We start from the raw sequence: 21790 nt of genomic DNA, 5'->3' as shown, positions 1-21790 counted from the left end.
TGCCAGACCTGGTGACTGGGTCACGGTGCCAGTGCCGTAACGCCACCGGCACCGCGCCTAATCCCATCCCAATCCGACAGCCGCCCTAGTCCTGCGACGGGGTGGACTTGGCGATCTGCATGAGGAACTCGTAGTTGGTCCTGGTCTGCTTGAGCTGGCCGAGCAGCAGCTCGATCGCCTGCTGCGGTTCGCGAGTGTGCAGGACGCGGCGCAGCTTGTGCATGATCGCCAGCTCGTCGGGGGCGAGCAGGATCTCCTCCTTGCGGGTGCTGGACGAGTCCACGTCCACCGCCGGGAAGGTCCGCTTGTCGGCGATCTTGCGGTCGAGCTTCAGCTCCGCGTTACCGGTGCCCTTGAACTCCTCGAAGATGACCGTGTCCATCGTCGAACCGGTCTCGACGAGAGCGGTGGCGATGATGGTCAGGGAGCCGCCGTTCTCGATGTTGCGGGCGGCGCCGAGGAAACGCTTCGGCGGGTAGAGCGCCGTCGAGTCGACACCACCGGACAGGATTCGCCCGGACGCCGGGGCCGCCAGGTTGTAGGCGCGGCCGAGCCGGGTGATGGAGTCCAGCAGCACGACGACGTCCTGGCCCAGCTCGACGAGCCGCTTGGCCCGCTCGATGGACAGCTCCGCCACGTTCGTGTGGTCCGACGGCGGACGGTCGAACGTCGAGGCGATGACCTCGCCCTTCACCGACCGCTGCATGTCGGTGACCTCCTCCGGCCGCTCGTCGACGAGCACGACCATGAGGTGGACTTCCGGGTTGTTCGTCGTGATCGCGTTCGCGATCGACTGCAGCACCATCGTCTTGCCGGCCTTCGGCGGGCTGACGATCAGTGCCCGCTGGCCCTTGCCGATCGGCATCACCAGGTCGATGACACGGGTGGTCAGCACGTGCGGCTCGGTCTCCATCCGCAGGCGGTCCTGCGGGTAGAGCGGGGTGAGCTTGGTGAACTCGGGGCGGCCGCGGGCCTCCTCCGGGTCCATTCCGTTGATGGTGTCCAGCCGGACGAGCGCGTTGTACTTGTCGCGGCGCGGCTCGCCCTCCTGCGGAGCACGCACGACGCCGGTGATGGCGTCGCCACGACGCAGCCCGTGCCGGCGGACCTGGGCGAGGCTGACGTACACGTCGGCCGGGCCCGTCAGGTAGCCGCTGGTCCGGACGAACGCATAGTTGTCCAGAACATCCAGGATGCCGGCGACCGGGACGAGGACGTCGTCCTCGCGCAGCACCGGCTCGTTTTCGGTTGTACCGCCCTGACCACGGCGGTTGCGGCCACGCTCGCGGAAGCGGCCCCGCCTGCGGCTGCTGTCATCGTCGTCGTCCTGGACGGCGCGGCCGCCCTGGCGGTCGGTCCGGTCAGTCTGACGATCGGTCCGGTCGGTCTGACGATCGGTCCGGTCAGCTCGGTCGGTCCGATCCGGGCGGTCGGTCCGGTCAGCCCGGTCCGAGCGGTCAGTCCGGTCGGTCCGGTCCGCTCGGTCGGTCCGATCCGGGCGGTCAGACCGGTCAGCCCGGTCCGAGCGATCGGTCCGATCGGTCCGGTCAGGGCGGTCACTCTGGCGAGCGTTCTGACGGTCCGTCTGCCGACCGTTCGAGCGGTCGGCCCGCTCGTGCCGCTCGCCCTGCGTCCGCTCGGCGCGCTCCGGACGTTCGGCGCGGTCCGGGCGTTCGGCGCGGTCCGGACGTTCGGCGCGGTCCGGGCGCTCGGCGCGGTCGGGACGCTCCCCACGCTCGGGACGCTCGCGGCCCTCCCGAACCCGCGGGGCGGCGTTCTCCTCACGGGCCACGATCGGCGCCGGCGGCTCCTCCGCCCGGGCGGGCCGCTCGGCGGCGGGCTCCGCCGGCTCCGTCTCACGGACGGGTGGCTGAACAAGCTCAGCCTGCGCGGGGCTTCCGGTGGCACGCACCACCCGCCGCCCGCGGGTACGCGGCGGGGCGTCGGTGGTGGCGGTCGGCGGGTCGCCGGCCGGCGCGGTGCCGGTGGCGGCCGGCTGCTCGCTCGCTGCCACGCCGTTCGGCGTGAGCGGCGGGCCGCCGTTCTGCGCGTTCTGGATGGCCGCGATCAGCTGGCCCTTGCGCAGCCGGCCGGTGCCCTGGATTCCCAGCGAGCTGGCGAGGGTCTGCAGCTCCGGCAGAAGCATCGCCTGCAGGCCGGTACCGCTGCGGCGGCGGCGAGGACCGGCCGAACCGCCGGCCTCCGCGTCGGCCGCGTCGGCCATGTCGGCCGCGTCCGCGGACGGCGCGCTGCCGGCCCCGGATACACCGCTGTCCATCGGCGCCGTCACCGGCGCCGGCCCTGCCGGCGCGGCCGGCTGGCTGACGGGAAGCGGTGCGGGGGGCGCCGCGGACTCACGTGCGCTCTCAGGCAGCACGTCGGTGGTGTCGCTCAAGGTTTTCCTTCCCTGAAGGAACCGGCTCCTCTCGAGCCGGGTGATGCGTATAGGCCTCCGACCATCCGATCCACCACCTACGTGGATGACAGATGAAGGAGATGTCGCCGCTGGCCGGGCCGAATGACGCGCCCGTCGGCGATGTGGAGGGCTCTGACCTCCCAGCGAACCTCCCGGCAGACCTCCTGGATCGGCTTCACCAATCCAGCAGGGACCCGGCTTCGCCGATCCGGCACCAACTCCGAGCCGCGAACGAACCCGAAATCCCCGCACCGGGGTCCGGGGCCGCCCCCGGTGAGACATCGCGGGCCAGCAGGGAAGCTGACCGGAGGTCAGCGACCAAGCTCGCCCACCACATCGCCGGTGTCGAGCCGAGGCAACGACGGCGAGGCGGGGCACCGGAATCCTGTGCCAGGACGGACTAGAGAAAGCTCCAGCCAGACCGGCGGGGCGAGCACGCGCCGCGGCGCGGCGGGTGCAGCCATCAGACTATCCAGACGGAGACACCTCGGCAACAACCTGGGGTTGCGCAGGCTTCCCGATCTGGGGTCCCCGTACTCCTACGGTACTCGCCATCCACTGCGACGCAATGGCCGTCACCCAACGTCATCAGGATCACGGCGCAAACGGTAAAAATAGGGTGCAACCACCCAACGGCCAGGTGACCTAGAGGTTCGCCACCCGGACACCGTCCCGGTCGACGGCCAACGGGAGCACGGCGAATCCCGGTGCGGCGACGCCGACCGCGCCCGCTGCCTGCTCGCCGCCGACCGCGAGCGCGAGCACGGTGGGACCGGAACCGGACAGAACGGCCGCCACCCCGGCGGCCCGCAGCCGGTCCACGAGAGCGGCCGATTCCGGGACCACCGGTAGCCGGTACGGCTGGTGCAGCCGGTCCTCGGTGGCCGCGAGCAGCAGCCGGGCGCGGGCGGCTCGCGCCGAGCGGGCGCCGGCCGCGGCGTCGACACCACCGGGCGTCCCGCCGGCCGCGACGGCGGCGGCGAGATCGGTCTGGGTGAGCGCGAGCGCCAGCAGGCCGGCGCGGCCGGCCGAGAACGCCGCGTCGCCGTGGGCGAGCCGATCCGGCAGTCGACCGCGGGAGTCGGCCGTCGAGGTGCGTGCCGAGGGCACGAAGGCGACCGGGCGCAGGTCCGCGACCGGCTCGGCCCGGTGCGCGACGGGACCGGCCGGCCCGGTCCAGGCCACGGTGAAACCGCCGAACAGGGCGGCGGCGACGTTGTCGGGGTGTCCCTCGATCGCTGTCGCCACCCGCAGCGCGGCGGCCCGGTCGAACCCGACCGCGTCCGCGGTTCGCCCGCCGGGCGCACCAGGACGCGCGGGACCGGCCCGGTGCGAGCCGTCCGTGCGGCCGGCGGCGGCGCCGTCGAGGTAGGCGGCGGTGTCGAGGACCCAGGCGGCGGCGACGCCCGCGACGATCGCCGCGGCGGACGAGCCGAGCCCGCGCCCATGCGGCACCCGGTTGACGCAGCGAACGACGAGCCCCGGCTGTGGGCGGCCCAGTTCGTCGAAGGTCGCACGAATCGCCCGTACGACCAGGTTGTCCTCGCCCTTGGACACGTTTTCGGCGCCCTCGACGGTCACCGCGAGGCCCTCCGGGCGCAGCGTCACCTCGACGTCGTCGTAGAAGCCCAGCGCGAGCCCGAACGCGTCAAAACCCGGCCCGAGATTGGCGCTGGTCGCCGGCACCCGAACCCGCACCCCAACCACTGGCGCGTCGGCACCCGGCCCGGTGCCGGCCACCGCCGGCGCGCCAGCAGTCCCGGCAGCCCCGGCCGTCCCGGTGCTGGCGGCCGCGCCGACAGCATCAGCACCGGAGACCCCGACCGAGGGCAGCGTCACGACCGCCGTAGCCCGAGCGCCTCGGCCGCGCCGGCGACCGTCGGCCGGATCGTCTCCGGCTTGGCCGCGCCGCTGATTGCCCAGTCCGGGTCCTTCAGGCCGTTACCGGTCACGGTGCAGACGATCCGCTGACCGGGGTCGACCTTGCCCTCGGCGTGCGCCGCGAGCAGGCCGGCCACGCTCGCGGCGCTCGACGGCTCGACGAACACGCCCTCCCTGCGGGCGAGCATCCGGTAGGCGGCCAGGATCTGACGGTCGTTGACCGCGTCGATCAGCCCGCCGGAAGCGTCCCTGGCCTCGACCGCGAACTGCCAGGACGCCGGGTTGCCGATCCGGATGGCCGTCGCGATCGTCTGCGGCGAGGTGACGACGCTGCCGCGCACGATCGGCGCCGCCCCCGCGGCCTGGAAGCCGAACATCCGCGGCCGTCCGGTGCCCTCGCCCGCGTCCGCCTCGAGGTAGCCGCGCCAGTAGGCAGTGATGTTCCCGGCGTTGCCCACCGGCAGGCAGTGGATGTCCGGAGCCACGCCGAGCGTCTCGACGATCTCGAACGACGCGGTCTTCTGGCCCTCCAGCCGGTACGGGTTGACCGAGTTGACCAGCGTCACCGGGTACGTGTCGGCCAGCTCGCGCGCCACCCGCAGGCAGTCGTCGAAGGAACCGTCGAGCTGCAGCAGCCGGGCCCCGTGCACCAGCGCCTGCGCCATCTTGCCCAGCGCGATCTTGCCGCTGGGCACGAGCACCGCGCAGACGAGCCCGGCGCGGGCCGCGTAGGCGGCGGCCGAGGCGCTGGTGTTGCCGGTCGAGGCGCAGATGACGGCCCTGGAGCCCTCGCCGACGGCCGCGCTGATCGCCACGGTCATGCCGCGGTCCTTGAACGAGCCGGTCGGGTTCGCGCCCTCGACCTTGAGGTGGACCTCGCAGCCGGTCAGCTCCGACAGGTGCGCGGCCGGCACGAGAGGCGTGCCGCCCTCGAGCAGGGTCACCACCGGGGTGCCGGCGTCCAGCGGCAGCCGGTCGCGGTACTCCTCGATGATCCCCCGCCAGCCGCGGCGGGCCGAGCCGGCTCGCCCGGCCGGGCCGCCCAGCGGCGGCGGGCCGGGCGTGGCCCCCAGGTCGGAGCCCCCGTTCGCGCCCGCCACCCCGGCCGGGCCGGGCTGGTCGCCGGCCGCGCCCGGCGGCCATGCCGATGACGTGGTCGTGGTGGTCATGGCTCACCTCCCTCGACCCGCAGCACCCCGGCCACCGCGCGCACGATGTCCAGACCGCGCAGGTCCTCAACAGTCGCCGCCAGCGCCGCGTCGGTGGCGGGGTGCGAGACCAGCACCAGGCTGGCATCGTCTCCCCGGCCGTCCTGGCGCACGCTGCGGATGGACACGCCGTGCCTGGCGAACGCGCCGGCGACGGTCGCCAGCACGCCGGTCTTGTCGGTCACGTCCAGGTTGACGTGGTAGCTGGTGATGGTCTCGCCCATCGGCAGGACCGGGAGCTGCGCGTAGGCCGACTCCCCGGGGCCGCGCCGGCCGGCGACCCGGTTGCGGGCGACGGCGACGAGATCACCGAGCACCGCCGAGGCGGTCGGCGAGCCACCGGCGCCGCGGCCGTAGAACATCAGCTGCCCGGCGGCCTCCGCCTCGATGAACACCGCGTTGAACGCCTCGCGCACCGAGGCCAGCGGGTGCGAGCGAGGCACCATCGCCGGGTGCACCCGCACGCTCACCCCCGGGCGTTCCGAGGAGCGCTCGGCGATCGCGAGGGCCTTGACGGTGCAGCCCATCGCGCGGGCACTGGCGATGTCGGCAGCGGTGACCGCCCCGATGCCCTCGCGGTACACGTCGTCGAGCGTCACCCGCGTGTGGAAGGCCAGCTGGGCGAGGATCGCCGCCTTGGCCGCGGCGTCGTAGCCGTCGATGTCGGCGCTCGGGTCGGCCTCGGCGTAGCCGAGCGCGCCCGCCTCCTCGAGTGCCTCGGTGAACGACGCGCCGGTCTCGTCCATCCGGGTGAGGATGTAGTTCGTGGTGCCGTTGACGATGCCGAGCACCCTGCGCACCCGGTCACCGGCCAGGCTCTCGCGCAGGGGACGCAGCAGCGGGATCGCGCCGGCGACCGCCGCCTCGTAGTACAGGTCGACGTCGGCCGCCGCGGCGGCGTCGTGCAGCGCCGATCCGTCGGAGGCGAGCAGCGCCTTGTTCGCGCTGACCACGGATTTGCCGGAGTTCAGCGCACCGAGCAGCCAGCTGCGCGCGGGCTCGATGCCGCCGACCACCTCGACCACGATGTCCACGTCGTCGCGGGCCACCAGGCCCGCCGCGTCCGTCGTGAACAGCGAGGCGTCAATGGGCACGTCCCGCTCGCGGCCGAGCCGGCGGACCGCGACGCCCACGAGCTCCAACGGCTCGCCGACCCTCGCGGTCATGTCGGCGGCCTGCTCGTGGAGCAGCCGGACGACCTCGGAGCCGACCACGCCGCAGCCCAGCAGCGCGACCCTCATCTCCCGGCCTCCCCAGGTTTCGAGCCCTCGCCCGCGGCGCCGTCGGTGTCGTCGACGTCGACGTCGAGGCGCAGCAGGTCGTCCTCGGTCTCGCGGCGGACGATCACCCGCGCCGCGCCGGCGCGCACCGCGACCACCGGCGGGCGGCCCACGTGGTTGTAGTTGCTGGCCATGGAGCGGTGATACGCGCCCGTGGCCGGGACGGCGACCAGGTCGCCGGGGGCGACATCGGCTGGCAGTGGCACGTCGTGCGCCACCACGTCGCCGGACTCGCAGTGCCGGCCCACCAGCGTGACGACATGGTGCTCGGCGTGGCCCGGCCGGGAGACCAGCCGGGCGGTGTAGCGGGCGTCGTAGAGCGCCGTGCGGATGTTGTCGCTCATCCCCCCGTCGACGCTGACATAGGTGCGAAGCCCGGGCAGCTCCTTCACGGTGCCGACCCGGTACAGCGTGACCGTCGTCGGCCCGACCATCGCCCGGCCGGGCTCCACGGCCAGGCGCGGCACCCCAAGCCCCGCGCCGGCGCACTCCTTGCCGACGATGGTGTGCAGCCGGTCGGCGACCTCCGCGACGGCCAGCGGCGCGTCCTCGCCGGTGTAGGCGATGCCGAGGCCGCCCCCGAGGTCCAGCTCGGGCAGCTCCACGCCGTGCTCGTCACGCACGGCCGCGAGCAGGCCGACCATCCGGTGCGCGGCCAGCCCGAAGCCGGCCGTGTCGAAGATCTGCGAGCCGATGTGGGCGTGCAGGCCGACCAGCTCCAGCGCGTCCGCCGCCCCCAGCACCCGGCCGACCGCGGCCATGGCGGCGCCGCTGGCCAGCGAGAACCCGAACTTCTGGTCCTCCTGACCGGTGGCGATGTACTCGTGGGTGTGCGCCTCCACGCCCGGGGTGACGCGGATGAGCACACGCTGGCGGGCGCCGGCGGCGCGGGCGATCTCGGCGAGCCGGTCGATCTCGGCGAACGAGTCGAGGACGATCCTCCCGACGCCGTGGGCGACGGCCCGGCGCAGCTCCTCGACCGACTTGTTGTTGCCGTGGAAGAGCAGCCGCTCCGGCGGGAAGGCGACCGAGGCCGCGACGGCCAGCTCACCGCCGGTGCAGACGTCGAGGCTCAGACCCTCGTCCGCCACCCAGCGGGCGACCGCCCGGCACAGGAACGCCTTGCCCGCGTAGTACACCTCGCCATCCGGGAATCCGGCCCGCCAGGCCCGGGCGCGGGCGCGGAAGTCGTCCTCGTCCAGGAAGAACGTCGGCGTGCCGAACCGGTCGGCCAGCTCGTCGACGCGCAGCCCGCCGAGCCGCAGCACCCCGTCCTCGTCGAGCGCGGCCGTCGCCGGCCACACCTGTTCCTCCAGGGGTGTCCCCGCCGAAGACGCCCCCCCGGGGATGGCGGAGCCCCGCGTGGCCGCGGGCCCGTCCGCCGGCATGGCGGGGGCGGCGGCGCCGGGAGAGGGTCGCGACATCGGGCTCACACTCACATCCGTTCCGGGGGGGCCAGCAGATTCGTCCGGGGCGACGGCCCCATGCGCTCCAGGGCGACAGTCACACGTGCTCCGGGGCGGCTGTCACAGTCGCTCCGGGGCGCGGACGCAGAGCAGCCGTAGCCCGTTCGCGAGAACGACCTTCGTCGCCTCGACCAGCAGCAGCCGGGCGCGGGTCAGCGGCGTCGGCTCCTCGTCCCCCCGCGGGAGTACCCGGCAGGCGTCGTAGAAACGGTGATAGGTCCCGGCCAGCTCCTCGAGGTAGCGGGCCAGCCGGTGCGGCGCGCGCGACGACGCGGCCGCCGCGAGCACACTCGGCAGCTCGCCGAGCGCCCGCAGCAGGTCGACCTCCCGGGGGTCACCCAGCAGCGACACGTCCACGCCGCCCGGCACCGGGACGTCACCGCCCGCCGCCGGGATACCCAGCTGGGTCGCATGGCGCAGCAGCCGACAGGTCTCGGCGTGCGCGTACCGCACGTCGAAGGCCGGGTTCTCCGGCACCTGCCGGCCGACCAGGGCCAGATCGAGGTCGAGTGGCGCGTCCAGCGGCTGCCGCGCCAGCGAGTACCGCGCGGCATCCGTCCCGACGACTCCGGCGAGATCCGCCAGCGCCGCGGCACCGGCCTGGTCGGCGGGACCCGCCGGGCTCACGTCGAAGCCCGCGGCGTCGAGCAGCCGGGCGAGGGCAGCGGCGGCCACCAGCCGCCTGGCCGGGGCGAACGGCGACCTGTCTGCACAGGAGGCGGCGGCGAACGCGGCGTCGGCCTGGATGCCGCGGCGCGTCTCGGCCCGGCCGTAGGCGTCGCCCGCCCGCACGACCGTGCGAGCGAGCTCACCGAGCGCGGCCGGCGCCAGCCGGATGTTGAGAAACCCCGGACCAGCCACCTCGACACTGGCGATCCCGCGACCCCGGCACAGCCTGGCGGCGAGCAGATCCGCGACCTCGCGCGCCGGGCGCCGGGCGGCCCTGGCGATCTCCAGCGCCGCGACCGAGGCGTAGTCGCCATGCTCCGAATTCTTCGGACGACGCACCGGGACCGTCGCCGGCACCGCGACGTCGATCGCGCCGTCCGCCACGGCGTCGCGGACGGCCGACACGATCGCGTCGGCGACGTCGGCGGGGGTCATGCCCGCGATGCTATCGGCGCGTCCGGACAGTCGGTGCGAACACAGAATCCGACAAGATCACAACGGCACTGTCGGGCGGCCGCTGGACCGCCGCCCGACAGCTTCTCACTTAGGCCAGATTGTCAGACGGGACAGCCAGTTCGCCCGGCCGATTCACCGGACCGGCCCACCCGACCCGCGACGCGCGACGCGTCAGACCGGCTGGCCGGCCGCGAGCCGTTGCACGACACCGATCAGTTCGTCGGGGTCGAAGGGCTTCGTGAGGTAGCAGTCGACGCCGACGCGGGCGCCACGGCGCAGGTCCGCCTCCCGGGCGCGAGCGGTGAGCACGACCACCTTGATGCCCGCCGTCGCCGGGTCGGCCCGCAGCCGGCTCGCCACCTCCCAGCCATCCACCTTGGGCATCATGAGATCCAAGGTGATCACTGCCGGGTCGATCTCACGGATCCGCTCCAGGCAGTCCTGCCCGTCCACGGCGGTGTGGACCTCGAACCCTTCCAGCTCCAGGTTGACGACCACGAGCTGGCGGATCACCGGGTCGTCGTCGACGACCAGGACACGTGGAGGTTCGTAGTGCACGCCGGAAGCTTACGGCGCGGCCGCTTCCCGGTCCGCCGTTCAGACCTGGTACGGTATGCCTCGTTGCCAAGGCGATCCGGCAACCGCGCGGGGCCTCACCGCCCCGCCCCGTAACCGGTCCGCCCCCGTAGCTCAGGGGATAGAGCACTGCCCTCCGGAGGCAGGTGCGCAGGTTCGAATCCTGCCGGGGGCACGCGATCGGCCTTGCCTGTTCGTAAACCCCTTTGGGGTTTACTCCCGGGCTCCCGCGTCATGTTGCTCCGGGGCCGAGCCCCGGACCCCGCGCCAGGGAGGCTTCGCCCCCTGGACCCCCGTTTTGGGTCGGGGAGGCTTCATCCTCTGGGTCAGGGAGGCTTCGCCCCCTGCACCCCCATTTTGGGTTGGGGAGGCTTCGCTCTTTGGGGCAGGGAGGCTTCGGCCCTGGAGCCCATTGTGGGGTGGGGCGCCTTGGGCGTGGGGGTGGCGTGGTGCGCATTTTTCCTGCCGGGTACGGATGAGGTGGCCGGGTCGACTGTGCGCAGACCTTCGGTTGGCTCTCGGCGTTATTTGCTCTTGGCCGGGTTGTGGAGCTCGCGCCGGGTGAGCTTCGCCCCCTGAGCACCCTTTTGGGGTGGACTGCGTCTGGCTTTACGGCAGCGACGCAGGGCAGACGGACGACTCACGTCTGAACTACCGCTTGGCTGGTCGGGTGGCCGACGGTTGCTCTCCCCTATCTGTGGCGCCGCTACGATCGCAAGCCACATAGGGGACATCGGGGAGCTCGCAATGGTGAACAGCGGTCGCCGGAGTCGGCGTGTGACGGCTTCCACACGTTGATCGTCAACGAGACACGGGTGGCCGCGGCGTTGCCGGGCTACGAGCTGGGCGCCCAGCTCGGGCAGGGCGCGTTCGGGCTGGTGCTGGCGGGCCGGCACCAGGAGCTGCACCGCGACGTCGCCATCAAGGTCCTGCCGGCCGGGCCGGACGGGACCATCGAGCGCGGCCGTGCCGAGGCTCGGCTGCTCGCCGCCCTGGACCACCCGCACATCGTCCGGGTCTACGACGCCGTCGCGACGGACGATCTGCACCTGATCGTGATGGAGCTGCTGGCCGGGGGGACCCTGTCCCGCCGCCGCAAGGGCATGGCGGCCGAGACCGCGTGCGCCGTGGGGCTGGCCGTCGCCGACGCGCTCGGCTGCGCGCACCGGGCCGGGGTGCTGCACCGCGACATCAAGCCGGACAACATCCTGTTCGACGCCGCCGACCTGCTCAAGGTCACCGACTTCGGCATCGCGAAGATCGTGGAGGGGGCGTCGACCACCGCCAGCGCGGTCATCGGCACGCCGCGGTACATGGCGCCCGAACAGCTGCTGGGCGCCCGGCTGAGCCCGGCCACCGACCTGTACGCCCTGGGCGTGCTGCTCTACGAGCTGCTCACCGGCACGTCGCTGTTCGGCCCGGCCGTGTCCGGCCAGGCGCTGGCCCACCACCATCTCCACGTCGCCCCCGCGCCGCCGGCCGGGGTGCCAGGCCCGGTGGCCGACGTGGTGATGCGCACCCTGGCCAAGGACCCCGCCGACCGACCGCAGACCGCCCACGCCTTCGCTCTCGCCCTTGCCCAGGCCGCCGCCGAGGTGCACGGCCCGGGGTGGACCAGCCGCGCCGGTATTCGGCTGCGCCTCGACGAGGACATCCGCGCCGCCACCGAATCGCCCACCGCCCCCGTCGCCGTGGCGCCGCTCGCCATGGCGATCTCCCCGCCGGGGTCCGGCAACACCGTCGTACTCCCCACCCAGCGCGCCGAACGCCCGCTGTCGGATGGGACATCGAACAGCCCGCCCACCCGGCGATCCGGCCGCTCGTGGAGCCGGCTACACCGTCACCGCCTGCCCTTGGCCGCCGCGGCCGTCCTCCTGGCCATCACCGGCACCGTCCTGGGTCTCACCATCCCCAAGGACGCGGATTCCGTCATCCCCCTCAAGACGACCAGCACCCTCCCCTCGGTGCGGCCCACGTCTCGTCCCACTCTCAGCCCGCTGGGCTCCCCCCTGATCGGCCACACGGGCGACGTGCGGTCGGTGGCGTTCGCGCCAGGCGGGCGCACTCTGGTCAGCTCCAGCGACGACGGCACGGTGCGGCTGTGGGACATCTCCAAGCGGAACGCGCCCGAGGCACTGGGCGCCCCCCTTACCGAACACGCCGACAACGTGTACGGCGTGGCGTTCGCACCGGACGGGCGCACCATCGCCAGCGCCAGCGCCGACAACACGGTGCGGCTCTGGGACGTCTCCAATCTCAGCGCGCCCAAGCCACTGGGCGCGCCCCTCACCGGCCACACCGGCTATGTGTATTCGGTGGCGTTCGCGCCGGATGGGCGAACCCTGGCCAGCGCCAGCTTCGACACCACGGTGCGGCTGTGGGACGTCTCCGACCTCAGCGCGCCCAGGCCACTGGGCGCGCCCCTGACCGGCCACACTCACTGGGTGTTCTCGGTGGCGTTCGCGCCGGACGGGCGCACCCTGGCCAGCGCCAGCGACGACGGCACGGTGCGGCTGTGGGACATCTCCGACCTCAGTGCGCCCCAGCCACTGGGCGCCCCGCTCACCGGCCATGCCGGCCACGCGTACTCGGTGGCATTCGCGCCCGATGGCCGGACCCTCGCCAGCGCCAGCAACGACGGCACGGTACGGCTGTGGGACGTCTCCGACCTCAGCGCGCCCAGGCCACTGGGGGTCCCCCTGATCGGCCACACCAGCTGGGCGACCTCGGTGGCATTCGCGCCGGACGGCCGGACCCTCGCCAGCGCCAGCGACGACACCACGGTGCGGCTGTGGGACATCTCCAAGCGAAGCGCGCCCCAGCCACTGGAACTCTCCATCACCGGCCACACCAGCCATGTGAATGCGGTGGCGTTCGCACCGGACGGCCGAACGCTCGCCAGCGCCAGCAACGACTACACGATTCGGCTCTGGGAGGTGCGCTGACGCGAAACCGGGCCTCCTCGCCGGAACCCCTTTGGGCGGAGGCCGAGCGCGGAGGCGGTTCAGGTAGCTGTCCGCGGATACCCGCGGCTCGGGGTCACAGCCCGTCTCGGGCAGGGGCTCAGTTGAGGGAAACTATTTACATGGGGCGTCTCGTCCGTACGGCCGTATTGGCTTCGCTTGCCATATGGCTGTTCTGTCTCGCCGTACTGATCATCATGCTCGCGAGCGAGGCTGTGTTGGGCTGCCCGCCCCTCCTGCATGACTCCGACTACGGCGAGACGCACTGGATCTGGACGCCGCCAGGAAACCGGTGCACCTGGTCACTTCCTGAGGGCACACATGTCGAGTACCCATCGACGGCAAGGTACGGAACGCTCGCGCTGTTCGTTCTCTGGCCAGTGGGCACCCTCGCGGTGGCCGTTGCCGCACGGCGCCATCGCCAGGACACCGCTCCGTAACAACTGAGCACGGGACGGTCGGATGACGGCCGGCGCACTGTTCCACCTGCCCGATTCCCACCGAACGTCTACTCGGGCCGCCGATGTGTCTGGAGTGGGTCCTCGGGCCGCAACGTCGTGGCCGGGTTGACAGCCAAGCCGGTGGGCAACAGCGGACAAGCACAGACGCCTGGGGCCGTCCTCAGACCCGTGGCCTGCACCGGTGGACGGTGGTGGACGTGGGCGCATGGAGCACTGAAGATCTCACAATCCCCCGGTTGCGTGGTGACCGTTCCCCGGCGGGGCGCCAGAGGGTCTGGCGGGAAGCCCTGAGCTAGACCGCCTTCCGCCCTTCGCGCATGTACCGCTCCATCACGGCACGTCCCTCGTCATACCGCTCCCGCATCAATCGTCGGTATCTTGCCGAGGCGCGCTGATCCGCCGAGCGCGACGCCACCGCTCGTAGTACTCGCCGAACGTCGTCTCCCGCTGTTCCCGCGCCACGTGCGTCCCGCGCCGAAGGTCACGTCGACCTCGCCGGGGTCCGGTCAGCCAAACCCTGTGGTCACGAACGGCGGCGGGGGGTGTACCAGGTGCCGACGGCTATGCGGGCGGCCAGCCCGAACAGCCAGAACACCGCCAGGCCGAACAGGGAGGACACCATGATCGCGGCGAACAGCGGGGCGGATTGCAGGCGCTGGGTGTAGTCGTCGATGAGGCTGCCGATGCCCGGCTGCCCCTGCCGGAAGAAGAAGTCGCCGACGATCGCGCCGATGACCGACAGCCCGGCAGAGATGCGCAGCCCTGTGAACACCGCGGGCAGGGCGCTAGGGAGCTCGAGGTGGACGAGCCTTGCCCACCGGCCGGCCTGGCGCAGCGTGAACAGGTCGTGCTGCCCGGCGTCCGTCGACTGGAGCCCGAACAGGGTGTTGGTGGTGATGGGGAACAGAGCGACCAGGACACACACGACGGTGCGGGACCAGAATCCGTACCCCAGCCAGAACCCGATCAGCGGCACGATCGCGAGGATCGGGATCGTCTGGAGGACCACCGCCCAGGGGTAGAAGGACCGCTCGACCCAGCCCGCCTGGCTCATCAGCACAGCAAAGATCACTCCGAGGGCGGCGGCGATGGCGAGCCCGACGAACGCGACCTTCGCCGTCGCGCCCAGTCCCCTCAGGGTCTCGTGGAAGGTGGTCCAGTCCCCGAACCCGTCGGTGACGACCTCGTGCGGCGGCGGCAGCAGGAAGCGGCGGCGGGGGGCCAGCGCGAGGTAGCTCACGGCGTACCAGACGCCGACGACGGCGGCCAGCACCGCCAGCGGCGGCCCGGCCGCGCGGGCCACGCGGCGCGGGCGGCCGGGCGGGCGGCGGGGGTTCTCGGCCGCAGGGAGCGCGAGCGGTGCCTGGGCGGTCGCGGTCACGTGAACGACTCCTGTAGCGCGGCCGAGACGGTCCGGGCGACGGTGCCGAAGGCGGCGTCGAAACGCAGGTCGGCGGGCCGCGGGTAGGCGAACGGGACGTCGACCTGCGCGATCACCCGCCCCGGCCGGGCCGACAGGACGACAACCCGGCCCGCGAGCCAGACCGCCTCCACGACCGAGTGGGTGACGAACAGGCCCGCGAACCGCTCGCGGGCGTGCAGCCGCTGCACCTCCTCGCCGAGCCGCTGCCGGGTGATCTCGTCGACCGCACCGAACGGCTCGTCGAAGAGGAACAGCGACGGCCGCACCGTGAGCGCCCGGGCGAGCGAGACCCGCATCCGCATGCCCCCGGACAGCGCAGTCGGCCGGTGGCGCTCGAACCCCTCGAGCCCGGTGAGGGAGATGGACGCGGCCACGAGTTCGCGCCGCCGCTTCTTCGGCACGCGGTCGAGTTGGGCGAGCAGGCCGACATTGCCCTCGACGGTGCGCCACGGCAACAGCGTGGAATCCTGAAAAACGTAGCCGGGAGGGTTGGGCCCGACGGCAACGGTCCCGCTGGAGGGCTCGGTCAACCCCGACGCGATCCGCAATAGCGTGGACTTCCCCGCGCCCGAAGGCCCGACCACCGCCACGAACTCGCCGTCGGCTACCGTCAGCGACACCCCCCGCAACGCGTCGGTGCCATCGGGAAAGGTCTTTCCCACGTCGTCGAACGCCAACGCGATCCCCGGGGCAGCGGGCATCGTCACTCCCCTCTGGCCACGGGGTCGGGCTGCCGGCGGCATGCCGACGTCCTTCCCGGACGAATCGTAGCCCCCGATGCGGGACGCTACCGGCACACCCTGGCGCCGCCCCCGGGTCACGGCCGCGAAACAATCCCGGAGCGCGGGCCGCCCGGCCTGCGCGGGCACTCCCAGGCCGGATTGTCCCGGCGCTGTTGGTGAACCCGGCCACATGGACTGCCATCATCATCCGGTACGCTGCCAGCAATGTGGCCGGATGAAGGCGGAGGAATGACGCTGCAACGGGCGAGCGGGCCGATCGTACGCCGCGTTGTACTGGGCACGCAGCTACGGCGACTCCGGGAAGCGAAGGGCATTAGCCGGGCGGACGCTGGCTACACCATTCGGGCGTCCGAGTCAAAGATCAGCCGGTTGGAGCTGGGCCGGGTCAGTTTCAAGGAACGCGATGTCGCCGACTTGCTGACCCTGTATGGCGTCACAGACGAGAAGGACCGCTCGCCGCTGCTCGAACTCGCCCGTGAGGCTAACGAGCCCGGTTGGTGGCAGGGTTTCGCCGACGTGATGCCGGGGTGGTTTCAGCCATACCTGGGCCTGGAGGAAGCCGCGATCCTGATCCGGACCTACGAGCTTCAGTTCATCCCCGGCCTGTTCCAGACCGAGGACTACGCCCGCGCCGTCATATCCGGAGGTCACCAGGCGGACAACGCCGACATCGTCGAACGCCGGGTCCAGGCACGGATGAGCCGGCAGGCCATTCTCGACCGGCCAGACCCGCCCCGGGCATGGGCGGTGATCGACGAGGCGGCACTGCGGCGCTCGGTCGCCGGGCCGGCCGTCATGCAAGGCCAGCTCGAACACCTGATCGCTCTGAACGCGAACCCGAACATCATCATCCAGGTGATTCCGTTCGGCGTCAGCCCCCACCCCGCCGAGGGAGGCGCATTCAGCATTCTACGATTCGGCGAGCCGGACATCGCCGACGTCGTCTACGTGGAGCACCTCACGGGCGCCATCTACCTCGACAAACCGGAAGACGTCATCCGCTACATGCTCGCCATGGACAACCTGGCGCTCAAAAGCACGACGCCCGACGACACGATAAAAGTTATCCAAAAAATCGCCACACTCCACTCACAGCACGCCGTGTGACACCCGTTCCGACTGGACGGCGGACGTCAGGGCTTCCGGCCGACGCCGCACAGGTCGTCGATCGGCAGAGGCGGTTCGGCCGAAGGGGCGGGCCGCCACAACGGCGTCGAGACCAGACCCGGCTCGATGAGTTCGAAACCGTCGAGGAAACGGGCCACCTGCTCGGGAGTGCGCATGTGGTACGGGAATTTCTCGTGCTCGTGGAGATCGTGGATGGTGTCGGCGCGGTCCTCGCCCATGATGGCGTAGGTGCCGTCCTTGAACACGAGGTAGCTGCCGGAGGGAAGGGCGTCGCGCAGTTCGCGCACGATCGCGTACGCCTCGTCGAGGTCGGCCACGTTTCCCATGATCCCGAGCATGATCAACCCAATTGGTTGGGTGAAGTCCAGGGTCTCACGGGCAGCCCTGAGGATCTTCTTCGGCTCGCGGACGTCGGCGTCCACGTAGTTCGTGGCCCCCTCGGGCGCGCCGACCAGCAGGGCCCGCGCGTGCACCAGGACCAGCGGATCGTGGTCGACGTAGACGATCCGTGACTCGGGGGCGATCCGCTGCGCCACTTCATGGGTGTTGTCGGCCGTCGGCAGGCCGGTGCCGACGTCGAGGAACTGCCGGATACCCACCTCTCCGGCCAGGTAGGTGACCGCGCGGCCGAGAAAGGCCCGAGCCTGCCGGGCGATCTGCACAATCTCGGGAAGCAGCTCGTAGAGCCGGTCGCCGAACTCACGGTCGACCGGATAGAAATCCTTCCCGCCGAGCCAGTAGTTCCACACTCGCGCCGAGTGCGGCACGGTGATGTCGACGCCGGGTGACGAACCTTCGTTCATGGGTGACGTTCCCTTCGCAGCCTTATCAGGGGAGGCCACAAGACCCCGATACTCATCATACGGATCGTCCGAGGCGGCCCTGCCCGGACGTCGCCTTTCTTCCGTCGCCATTCCGGCCGGTCACCCGGCTCACCGCCTCGCCAGGCAGGAGTGACGGGCGGGGGCCGTCCCGGCCGGGACGGCCCCCGCCCGTCACTTACGTCAACGTCCCTTACTTCAACGTCACTGTCTTGTCGAGGAACTCGTTGGTAACCAGGTCCGAAGGAGCCAGCCCCGGCTTCGGCTCGCTACCCTTCGCGGTGAAGACCGGGACCAGCCGGCCGATCAGCGTCTGTACCCGGGCCGTGTCGAAGCTACCCAACACTCCGTCACTGCCGTCGGCGATCAACCCGAGTTGCTTCTGCGTGGCGTTCCCGTACGCGAGCAGCTCCGGCGAAAGGGTGAACCCACCCGTGTGCAGCGTGCCGACGACCTTCAGCAGGAGCTGATTCACCGGCGCCGGATTGGCGACGTAGTCCCGCTGCGCCTGTTGCAACAGCGGCACCAGCTTGGCCAGGCAGGCGTGCTGGGCCGACACCTTGTCCGGCCGAACGGCCAGCGCGGAGATGTACGCCGGGTATTCGTCCTGCAGAAGCAGGTGCTTCACCGGCTTGCCCCACGCCTTGACATCGTGCTGGAGCAGATAGGGCTCGTTGGTCACGAACGCCTGCTGCACGATCTTGCCATCGGCGGCGACGAACCGGTCCGGAGATCCCTGATAGGAGGTGTCGACCTGGGACTTGGCCAGCGACCCCTCCCGGATGAAGACGTCGGGAAAGGACGTCCCGCTCGCGCTGGCCAGCACCGTCGCGCCCGACTGGCGGATCTCGGCAACGCTGGTGAAGTTCCACTCCGGGTTGCCCCAGATCAGCGCCAGCGGAGACTTCTCGTAGGGCGCGAAGACGGCGACCGTCGGCTGCCCCCCGGAAGCCTGCACTGCCTCGTCCGTTCCCACATAGCCGGCCAGGATGCTGTCGTCCTGAGCCAGTAGCGAGGTCACCGGCTGGAAGCCCGTCGCCGGCCCGCCGGCGCGCACCTGGAGCCTCACGCCGGTAGCGCCCAGCGCTCCCTCGACCCGGTTCTTGCTCACGTCGATCGTCGGGTTCGGGCCGAGAAGCTGGTACAGGTACCCGTCAGGAAGGCCGGGCCACCAGTTCGCCTGAATGACGACTGTGGACGGGCAGATCCCCTTCAGCGGCGTCGTGTAACGCGACGCGGCGGCGGACCCCGTGGCGGACGGGCTCACCCCACCGGGCCCGCTCGACGAGTCGGAACAGGCGGTCAAGCCGAACGCAAGCGCCGCGACGCATCCGCCGACCGCCACCCAACGGCGGCGAAACCTCGAAACTCGCACCGGTCCAGAGCTCCTCAACACTGTGAAACATGCGAACACCGGCGGTGAGAACACCAGGCTTTCGATGCTCCCGACTTCGTGGCGGGCCGTCTCGGCCCACCGTCAGGATTCCACACCGGCGAGGACAGGACGGCACGAGGTATCAATTTTCCGAGATTCGCAGACAAGGGCGATAGCACGCCTCCGTCACCCCGCCCAACCGGGCGTCGGCGAGGGGTTGGTCACTTATCGGCTGCCGCCCTTCTCGTCCCTCGGCCGGCGGCTGCCCACCACAACCGCCGACCATGGCGGTCTCGTCGTCGCCGCCGCCCGGCGACACCGTCGAACTGCTCACCAAGCGGGGCGAACACCCATCGTCGGGTGGGTATTGAACAGCCCGCCCGCCCGTCGGTCCCCGAGCCGGCTACGGCGCTTCCCGCCTCTGGCCGCCGCCGGCCACGTACTCGGTGGCGTTCGCGCCGGCTGGAACTCCGGGGCACGGCCGGGCACCGCGGCGACGGATGGGGCGCCGACGGTCCACGAACCACAGGGACGGCTGGAGCCGAATCTGGTCAACTCTCGCCGACAGGTGACGCCCGTTCTCAGGATCTGGGGCATCCCCGTGCCTGTCGACCGCCCATACCGGAAGCGTCCTGGTCCCCTCAAAGTACGGATACAGCGGCGATACCTCGACGTACGCTAAATACGATCTTGGGCGGGATGCTCACCGCCTCCAGGCGACGGTCGGCCTTTCGGACGACGCGACCAGCGGCACCACTTACCTGATCGAGATATTTGGTGACGGCCGCCGGCTGGCCTCGAACACGGTCAAGTTGGGCAACTCGGTTCCCCTCGACATCGACGTCACAGGTGTCCTGCGGCTGCGGCTCATGACGACAAAGGTCCAGGCTGACTACTGGGACCAGTCGGTGTCGGTGTTCGGAGATGCTCGTATCACCGGTATCCAGGGTGACGCGCCGAGCTGATCAAACGGCCGTCCAGGTACGGTCGCCCACGCCGCGGGGCCGACCTTGGACAGCCGACCCGCACGGCCGGGCACCCGCGTCACATCCGGGCGCCCGGCCGTCCTGGCACGGGCTCCGGCGTCACATGCGTTCGGGGGCCGTGATGCCGAGGAGTGACAGGCCGTGGCCGAGGGTGCGGGCCGTCAGCTGGCAGAGAGCCAGCCGGTTGGAGCGGACGGGCTCCTCGGCGTCGAGGACGCGGCAGGACTCGTAGAAGGCCGTGAAGTCCCGCGCGAGCTCGTACAGATACCCAGCCAGGCGATGTGGCTCCAGGGTCGTACCGACCTCGGTCAGCGTGGCGCCGTAACCGTCGAGCTCGAGCGCCAGCGCACGTTCCGCGGGTTCCAGGGCCACGCCGGAGTCGACGCTGGCCTCCGGATCACCCGCCTTGCGCAGGATCGACCGGATCCGGGCGTGCGCGTACTGCAGGTAGACGCCGGTGTTTCCGGTCAGCGCGACCATGCGATCGGGGTCGAAGACATAGTCCTTGAGCCGCGACGTCGACAGGTCGGCGTATTTGACCGCCCCGACGCCAGCCAGCTCGGCGATCTGGTCGAGGTCGGCGGCCGCCAGCTCCGGGTTCTTCTCCGCGACGACGGCACGGGCATGCGCGACCGCCTCGTCGAGAAGGTCCATGAGCCGCACGGTGCCGCCCGCCCTCGTCTTGAACGGCCGGCCATCCTTGCCGAGCACGGTGCCGAACGGGACGTGCTCGGCGTCGATGGCGTCGGTGAGCCAGCCCATCCTGCGGGCGGCCTCGAAGATCATCTTGAAGTGCAGGGCCTGCCGGGAGTCGGTGACGTACAACAGGCGGGTCGCCTTGAGGTCATGAACGCGGTAGCGGATCGTCGCCAGATCCGTGGTGTCATAGCCATAGCCACCGTCGCGTTTGCGAACCATCAGCGGCACCGGGGTGCCGTCCGGACCGGTGACCTCCTCGGAGAAGATCACCAGGGCGTCGTCGCTCTCCACGGCGAGCCCGGCCTTGACCAGTTCGTCGATGGTCTCCGCGAGCATGGGGTTGTAGAACGACTCGCCCACCGAGTCCTCGGGGCGTAGCAGGACGCCCAGGCGGTCGTAGATGACCCGGAAGGCCTTCTCGGACTCGGCGACGATCTCCTTCCACTTGGCGAGGGTGGCCGGATCGCCGGACTGAAGGCCGACCACCCGTTGCCGGGAGCGGTCCGCGAAGGCCGGGTCGGCGTCGAACTCCTTGCGGGCGGCCTTGTACAGCTCGTCCAGGGCCGACACGGCCGAGGTGCCGGCGGACAGCTCGTCCTGGTGCCAGGCGGACTCGGGATGCTCGTCGAGGTACTGGATCAGCATCCCGAACTGGGTGCCCCAGTCCCCGAGATGGTTCTGCCGGACCAGGTCCGCGCCCAGGAAACCCAGGACCCGGACGAGGCTGTCGCCGATGATCGTCGTCCGCAGATGCCCGACGTGCATCTCCTTGGCGATGTTCGGCCCGGAATAGTCGACCACGGTCCGCCGGCCCTCGTCCGGCAGGCCGACGCCCAGGCGAGCGCTCCCCAGCCGCGCCGCCACCTGCCCCCAGACCGCGGCGTCGGGAACCCTGATGTTGAGGAAGCCCGGGCCAGAGACCTCGACCGTGCCGATCGGCCCGTCGGCGAGCGCCGCGACCAGCTCGGCCGCGAGGTCCGCGGGCCTGATCCGAGCCCGTTTGGCGAGAGCGAGCGCGGCGTTGGCCTGGAAGTCCGCGTGCTCCGACCGGCGTACCACGGGGTCCGCTCCCGCGAGCTCGGGGCGCGCTCGGCCGATCGCGCCGGACACGGCGTCGGCGACCTGACCGAGCAGCGGCAGCACCTCGTGGTTGCTCACAGAGAACATCCTTCCTTCGTCGCCTCCCATTGTTCCAGCCAGGTCCATCGGTTAAGGACGGCGACGAAGCGACGGCCATCC

General features: G+C 71.4%; 15 protein-coding genes and 1 tRNA gene. 4 read left to right on the top strand and 12 right to left on the bottom strand.

Annotation, left to right across the window (positions count from 1 at the left end; genetic code table 11):
* Positions 1-85 precede the first annotated feature (85 nt).
* The 7 genes from rho to FRCN3DRAFT_RS0210995 form a co-directional block, all read right to left on the bottom strand.
* A complete protein-coding gene (rho, locus tag FRCN3DRAFT_RS0211025) occupies positions 86-2395 on the bottom strand; it encodes a transcription termination factor Rho (RefSeq protein ID WP_007514708.1) in 2310 nt (769 codons plus the stop codon).
* 666 nt (positions 2396-3061) lie between these two features.
* A complete protein-coding gene (locus FRCN3DRAFT_RS43900) occupies positions 3062-4255 on the bottom strand; it encodes a homoserine kinase (RefSeq protein ID WP_007514706.1) in 1194 nt (397 codons plus the stop codon).
* Complete coding sequence (gene thrC / locus FRCN3DRAFT_RS0211015) at positions 4252-5466, bottom strand: threonine synthase (RefSeq protein WP_007514704.1); 1215 nt, start codon at positions 5464-5466, stop codon at positions 4252-4254. Before thrC ends, FRCN3DRAFT_RS43900 begins: the two co-directional genes overlap by 4 nt.
* Positions 5463-6746, bottom strand: a complete 1284-nt coding sequence (locus FRCN3DRAFT_RS0211010; protein ID WP_007514702.1) for a homoserine dehydrogenase — start codon at positions 6744-6746, stop codon at positions 5463-5465. The genes thrC and FRCN3DRAFT_RS0211010 overlap by 4 nt, the downstream gene beginning before the upstream one ends.
* The gene (gene lysA, locus FRCN3DRAFT_RS43895; protein ID WP_007514700.1) at positions 6743-8089 is read right to left on the bottom strand and encodes a diaminopimelate decarboxylase; all 1347 of its coding nucleotides are present in this window, start codon (positions 8087-8089) and stop codon (positions 6743-6745) included. Before lysA ends, FRCN3DRAFT_RS0211010 begins: the two co-directional genes overlap by 4 nt.
* 222 nt (positions 8090-8311) lie before the next feature.
* Positions 8312-9355: a DALR anticodon-binding domain-containing protein gene (locus tag FRCN3DRAFT_RS0211000; RefSeq protein WP_007514698.1), complete on the bottom strand. Its 1044-nt coding sequence runs from the start codon at positions 9353-9355 to the stop codon at positions 8312-8314.
* Between the two features lie 192 nt (positions 9356-9547).
* Entirely contained in the window at positions 9548-9934 is a 387-nt protein-coding gene (locus FRCN3DRAFT_RS0210995; RefSeq protein WP_007514697.1) for a response regulator transcription factor, read from the bottom strand.
* A gap of 121 nt (positions 9935-10055) precedes the next feature.
* Between FRCN3DRAFT_RS0210995 and FRCN3DRAFT_RS0210990 the strand changes: the two genes are divergently transcribed.
* Together FRCN3DRAFT_RS0210990 and FRCN3DRAFT_RS0210985 are read left to right on the top strand one after the other, a co-directional pair.
* Positions 10056-10127, top strand: a tRNA-Arg gene (locus FRCN3DRAFT_RS0210990).
* Between the two features lie 640 nt (positions 10128-10767).
* A complete protein-coding gene (locus tag FRCN3DRAFT_RS0210985) occupies positions 10768-12897 on the top strand; it encodes a WD40 repeat domain-containing serine/threonine protein kinase (RefSeq protein ID WP_007514696.1) in 2130 nt (709 codons plus the stop codon).
* Between the two features lie 1002 nt (positions 12898-13899).
* Here the strand turns inward: FRCN3DRAFT_RS0210985 and FRCN3DRAFT_RS0210980 are convergent.
* On the bottom strand, positions 13900-14757 hold the full coding sequence (locus tag FRCN3DRAFT_RS0210980; RefSeq protein ID WP_007514694.1) for an ABC transporter permease: 858 nt from the start codon (positions 14755-14757) through the stop codon (positions 13900-13902).
* The gene (locus FRCN3DRAFT_RS0210975) at positions 14754-15500 is read right to left on the bottom strand and encodes an ABC transporter ATP-binding protein (RefSeq protein WP_007514693.1); all 747 of its coding nucleotides are present in this window, start codon (positions 15498-15500) and stop codon (positions 14754-14756) included. The genes FRCN3DRAFT_RS0210980 and FRCN3DRAFT_RS0210975 overlap by 4 nt, the downstream gene beginning before the upstream one ends.
* A gap of 270 nt (positions 15501-15770) precedes the next feature.
* On the opposite strand from FRCN3DRAFT_RS0210975, the gene FRCN3DRAFT_RS0210970 reads away from it, so the two are divergent.
* On the top strand, positions 15771-16649 hold the full coding sequence (locus FRCN3DRAFT_RS0210970) for a helix-turn-helix domain-containing protein (RefSeq protein WP_007514692.1): 879 nt from the start codon (positions 15771-15773) through the stop codon (positions 16647-16649).
* Positions 16650-16675: 26 nt separating this feature from the next.
* Here FRCN3DRAFT_RS0210970 and FRCN3DRAFT_RS0210965 read toward each other — a convergent pair whose 3' ends face one another.
* Positions 16676-17473, bottom strand: a complete 798-nt coding sequence (locus tag FRCN3DRAFT_RS0210965) for an SAM-dependent methyltransferase (RefSeq protein WP_007514691.1) — start codon at positions 17471-17473, stop codon at positions 16676-16678.
* A gap of 211 nt (positions 17474-17684) precedes the next feature.
* Positions 17685-18866, bottom strand: coding sequence for a substrate-binding domain-containing protein (locus FRCN3DRAFT_RS0210960; RefSeq protein WP_007514690.1), 1182 nt, complete (start codon positions 18864-18866; stop codon positions 17685-17687).
* Positions 18867-19471: 605 nt separating this feature from the next.
* On the opposite strand from FRCN3DRAFT_RS0210960, the gene FRCN3DRAFT_RS51255 reads away from it, so the two are divergent.
* Positions 19472-19831, top strand: coding sequence for an NPCBM/NEW2 domain-containing protein (locus FRCN3DRAFT_RS51255; RefSeq protein WP_083401450.1), 360 nt, complete (start codon positions 19472-19474; stop codon positions 19829-19831).
* Between the two features lie 120 nt (positions 19832-19951).
* Here FRCN3DRAFT_RS51255 and argS read toward each other — a convergent pair whose 3' ends face one another.
* Positions 19952-21718: an arginine--tRNA ligase gene (argS, locus tag FRCN3DRAFT_RS0210950; protein WP_051466224.1), complete on the bottom strand. Its 1767-nt coding sequence runs from the start codon at positions 21716-21718 to the stop codon at positions 19952-19954.
* Positions 21719-21790: the final 72 nt, after the last annotated feature.

It is taken from the genome of Pseudofrankia saprophytica (genome assembly GCF_000235425.2).
GTDB lineage: Bacteria > Actinomycetota > Actinomycetes > Frankiales > Frankiaceae > Pseudofrankia > Pseudofrankia saprophytica.
This window is presented reverse-complemented; position numbering and strand designations above follow the sequence as displayed.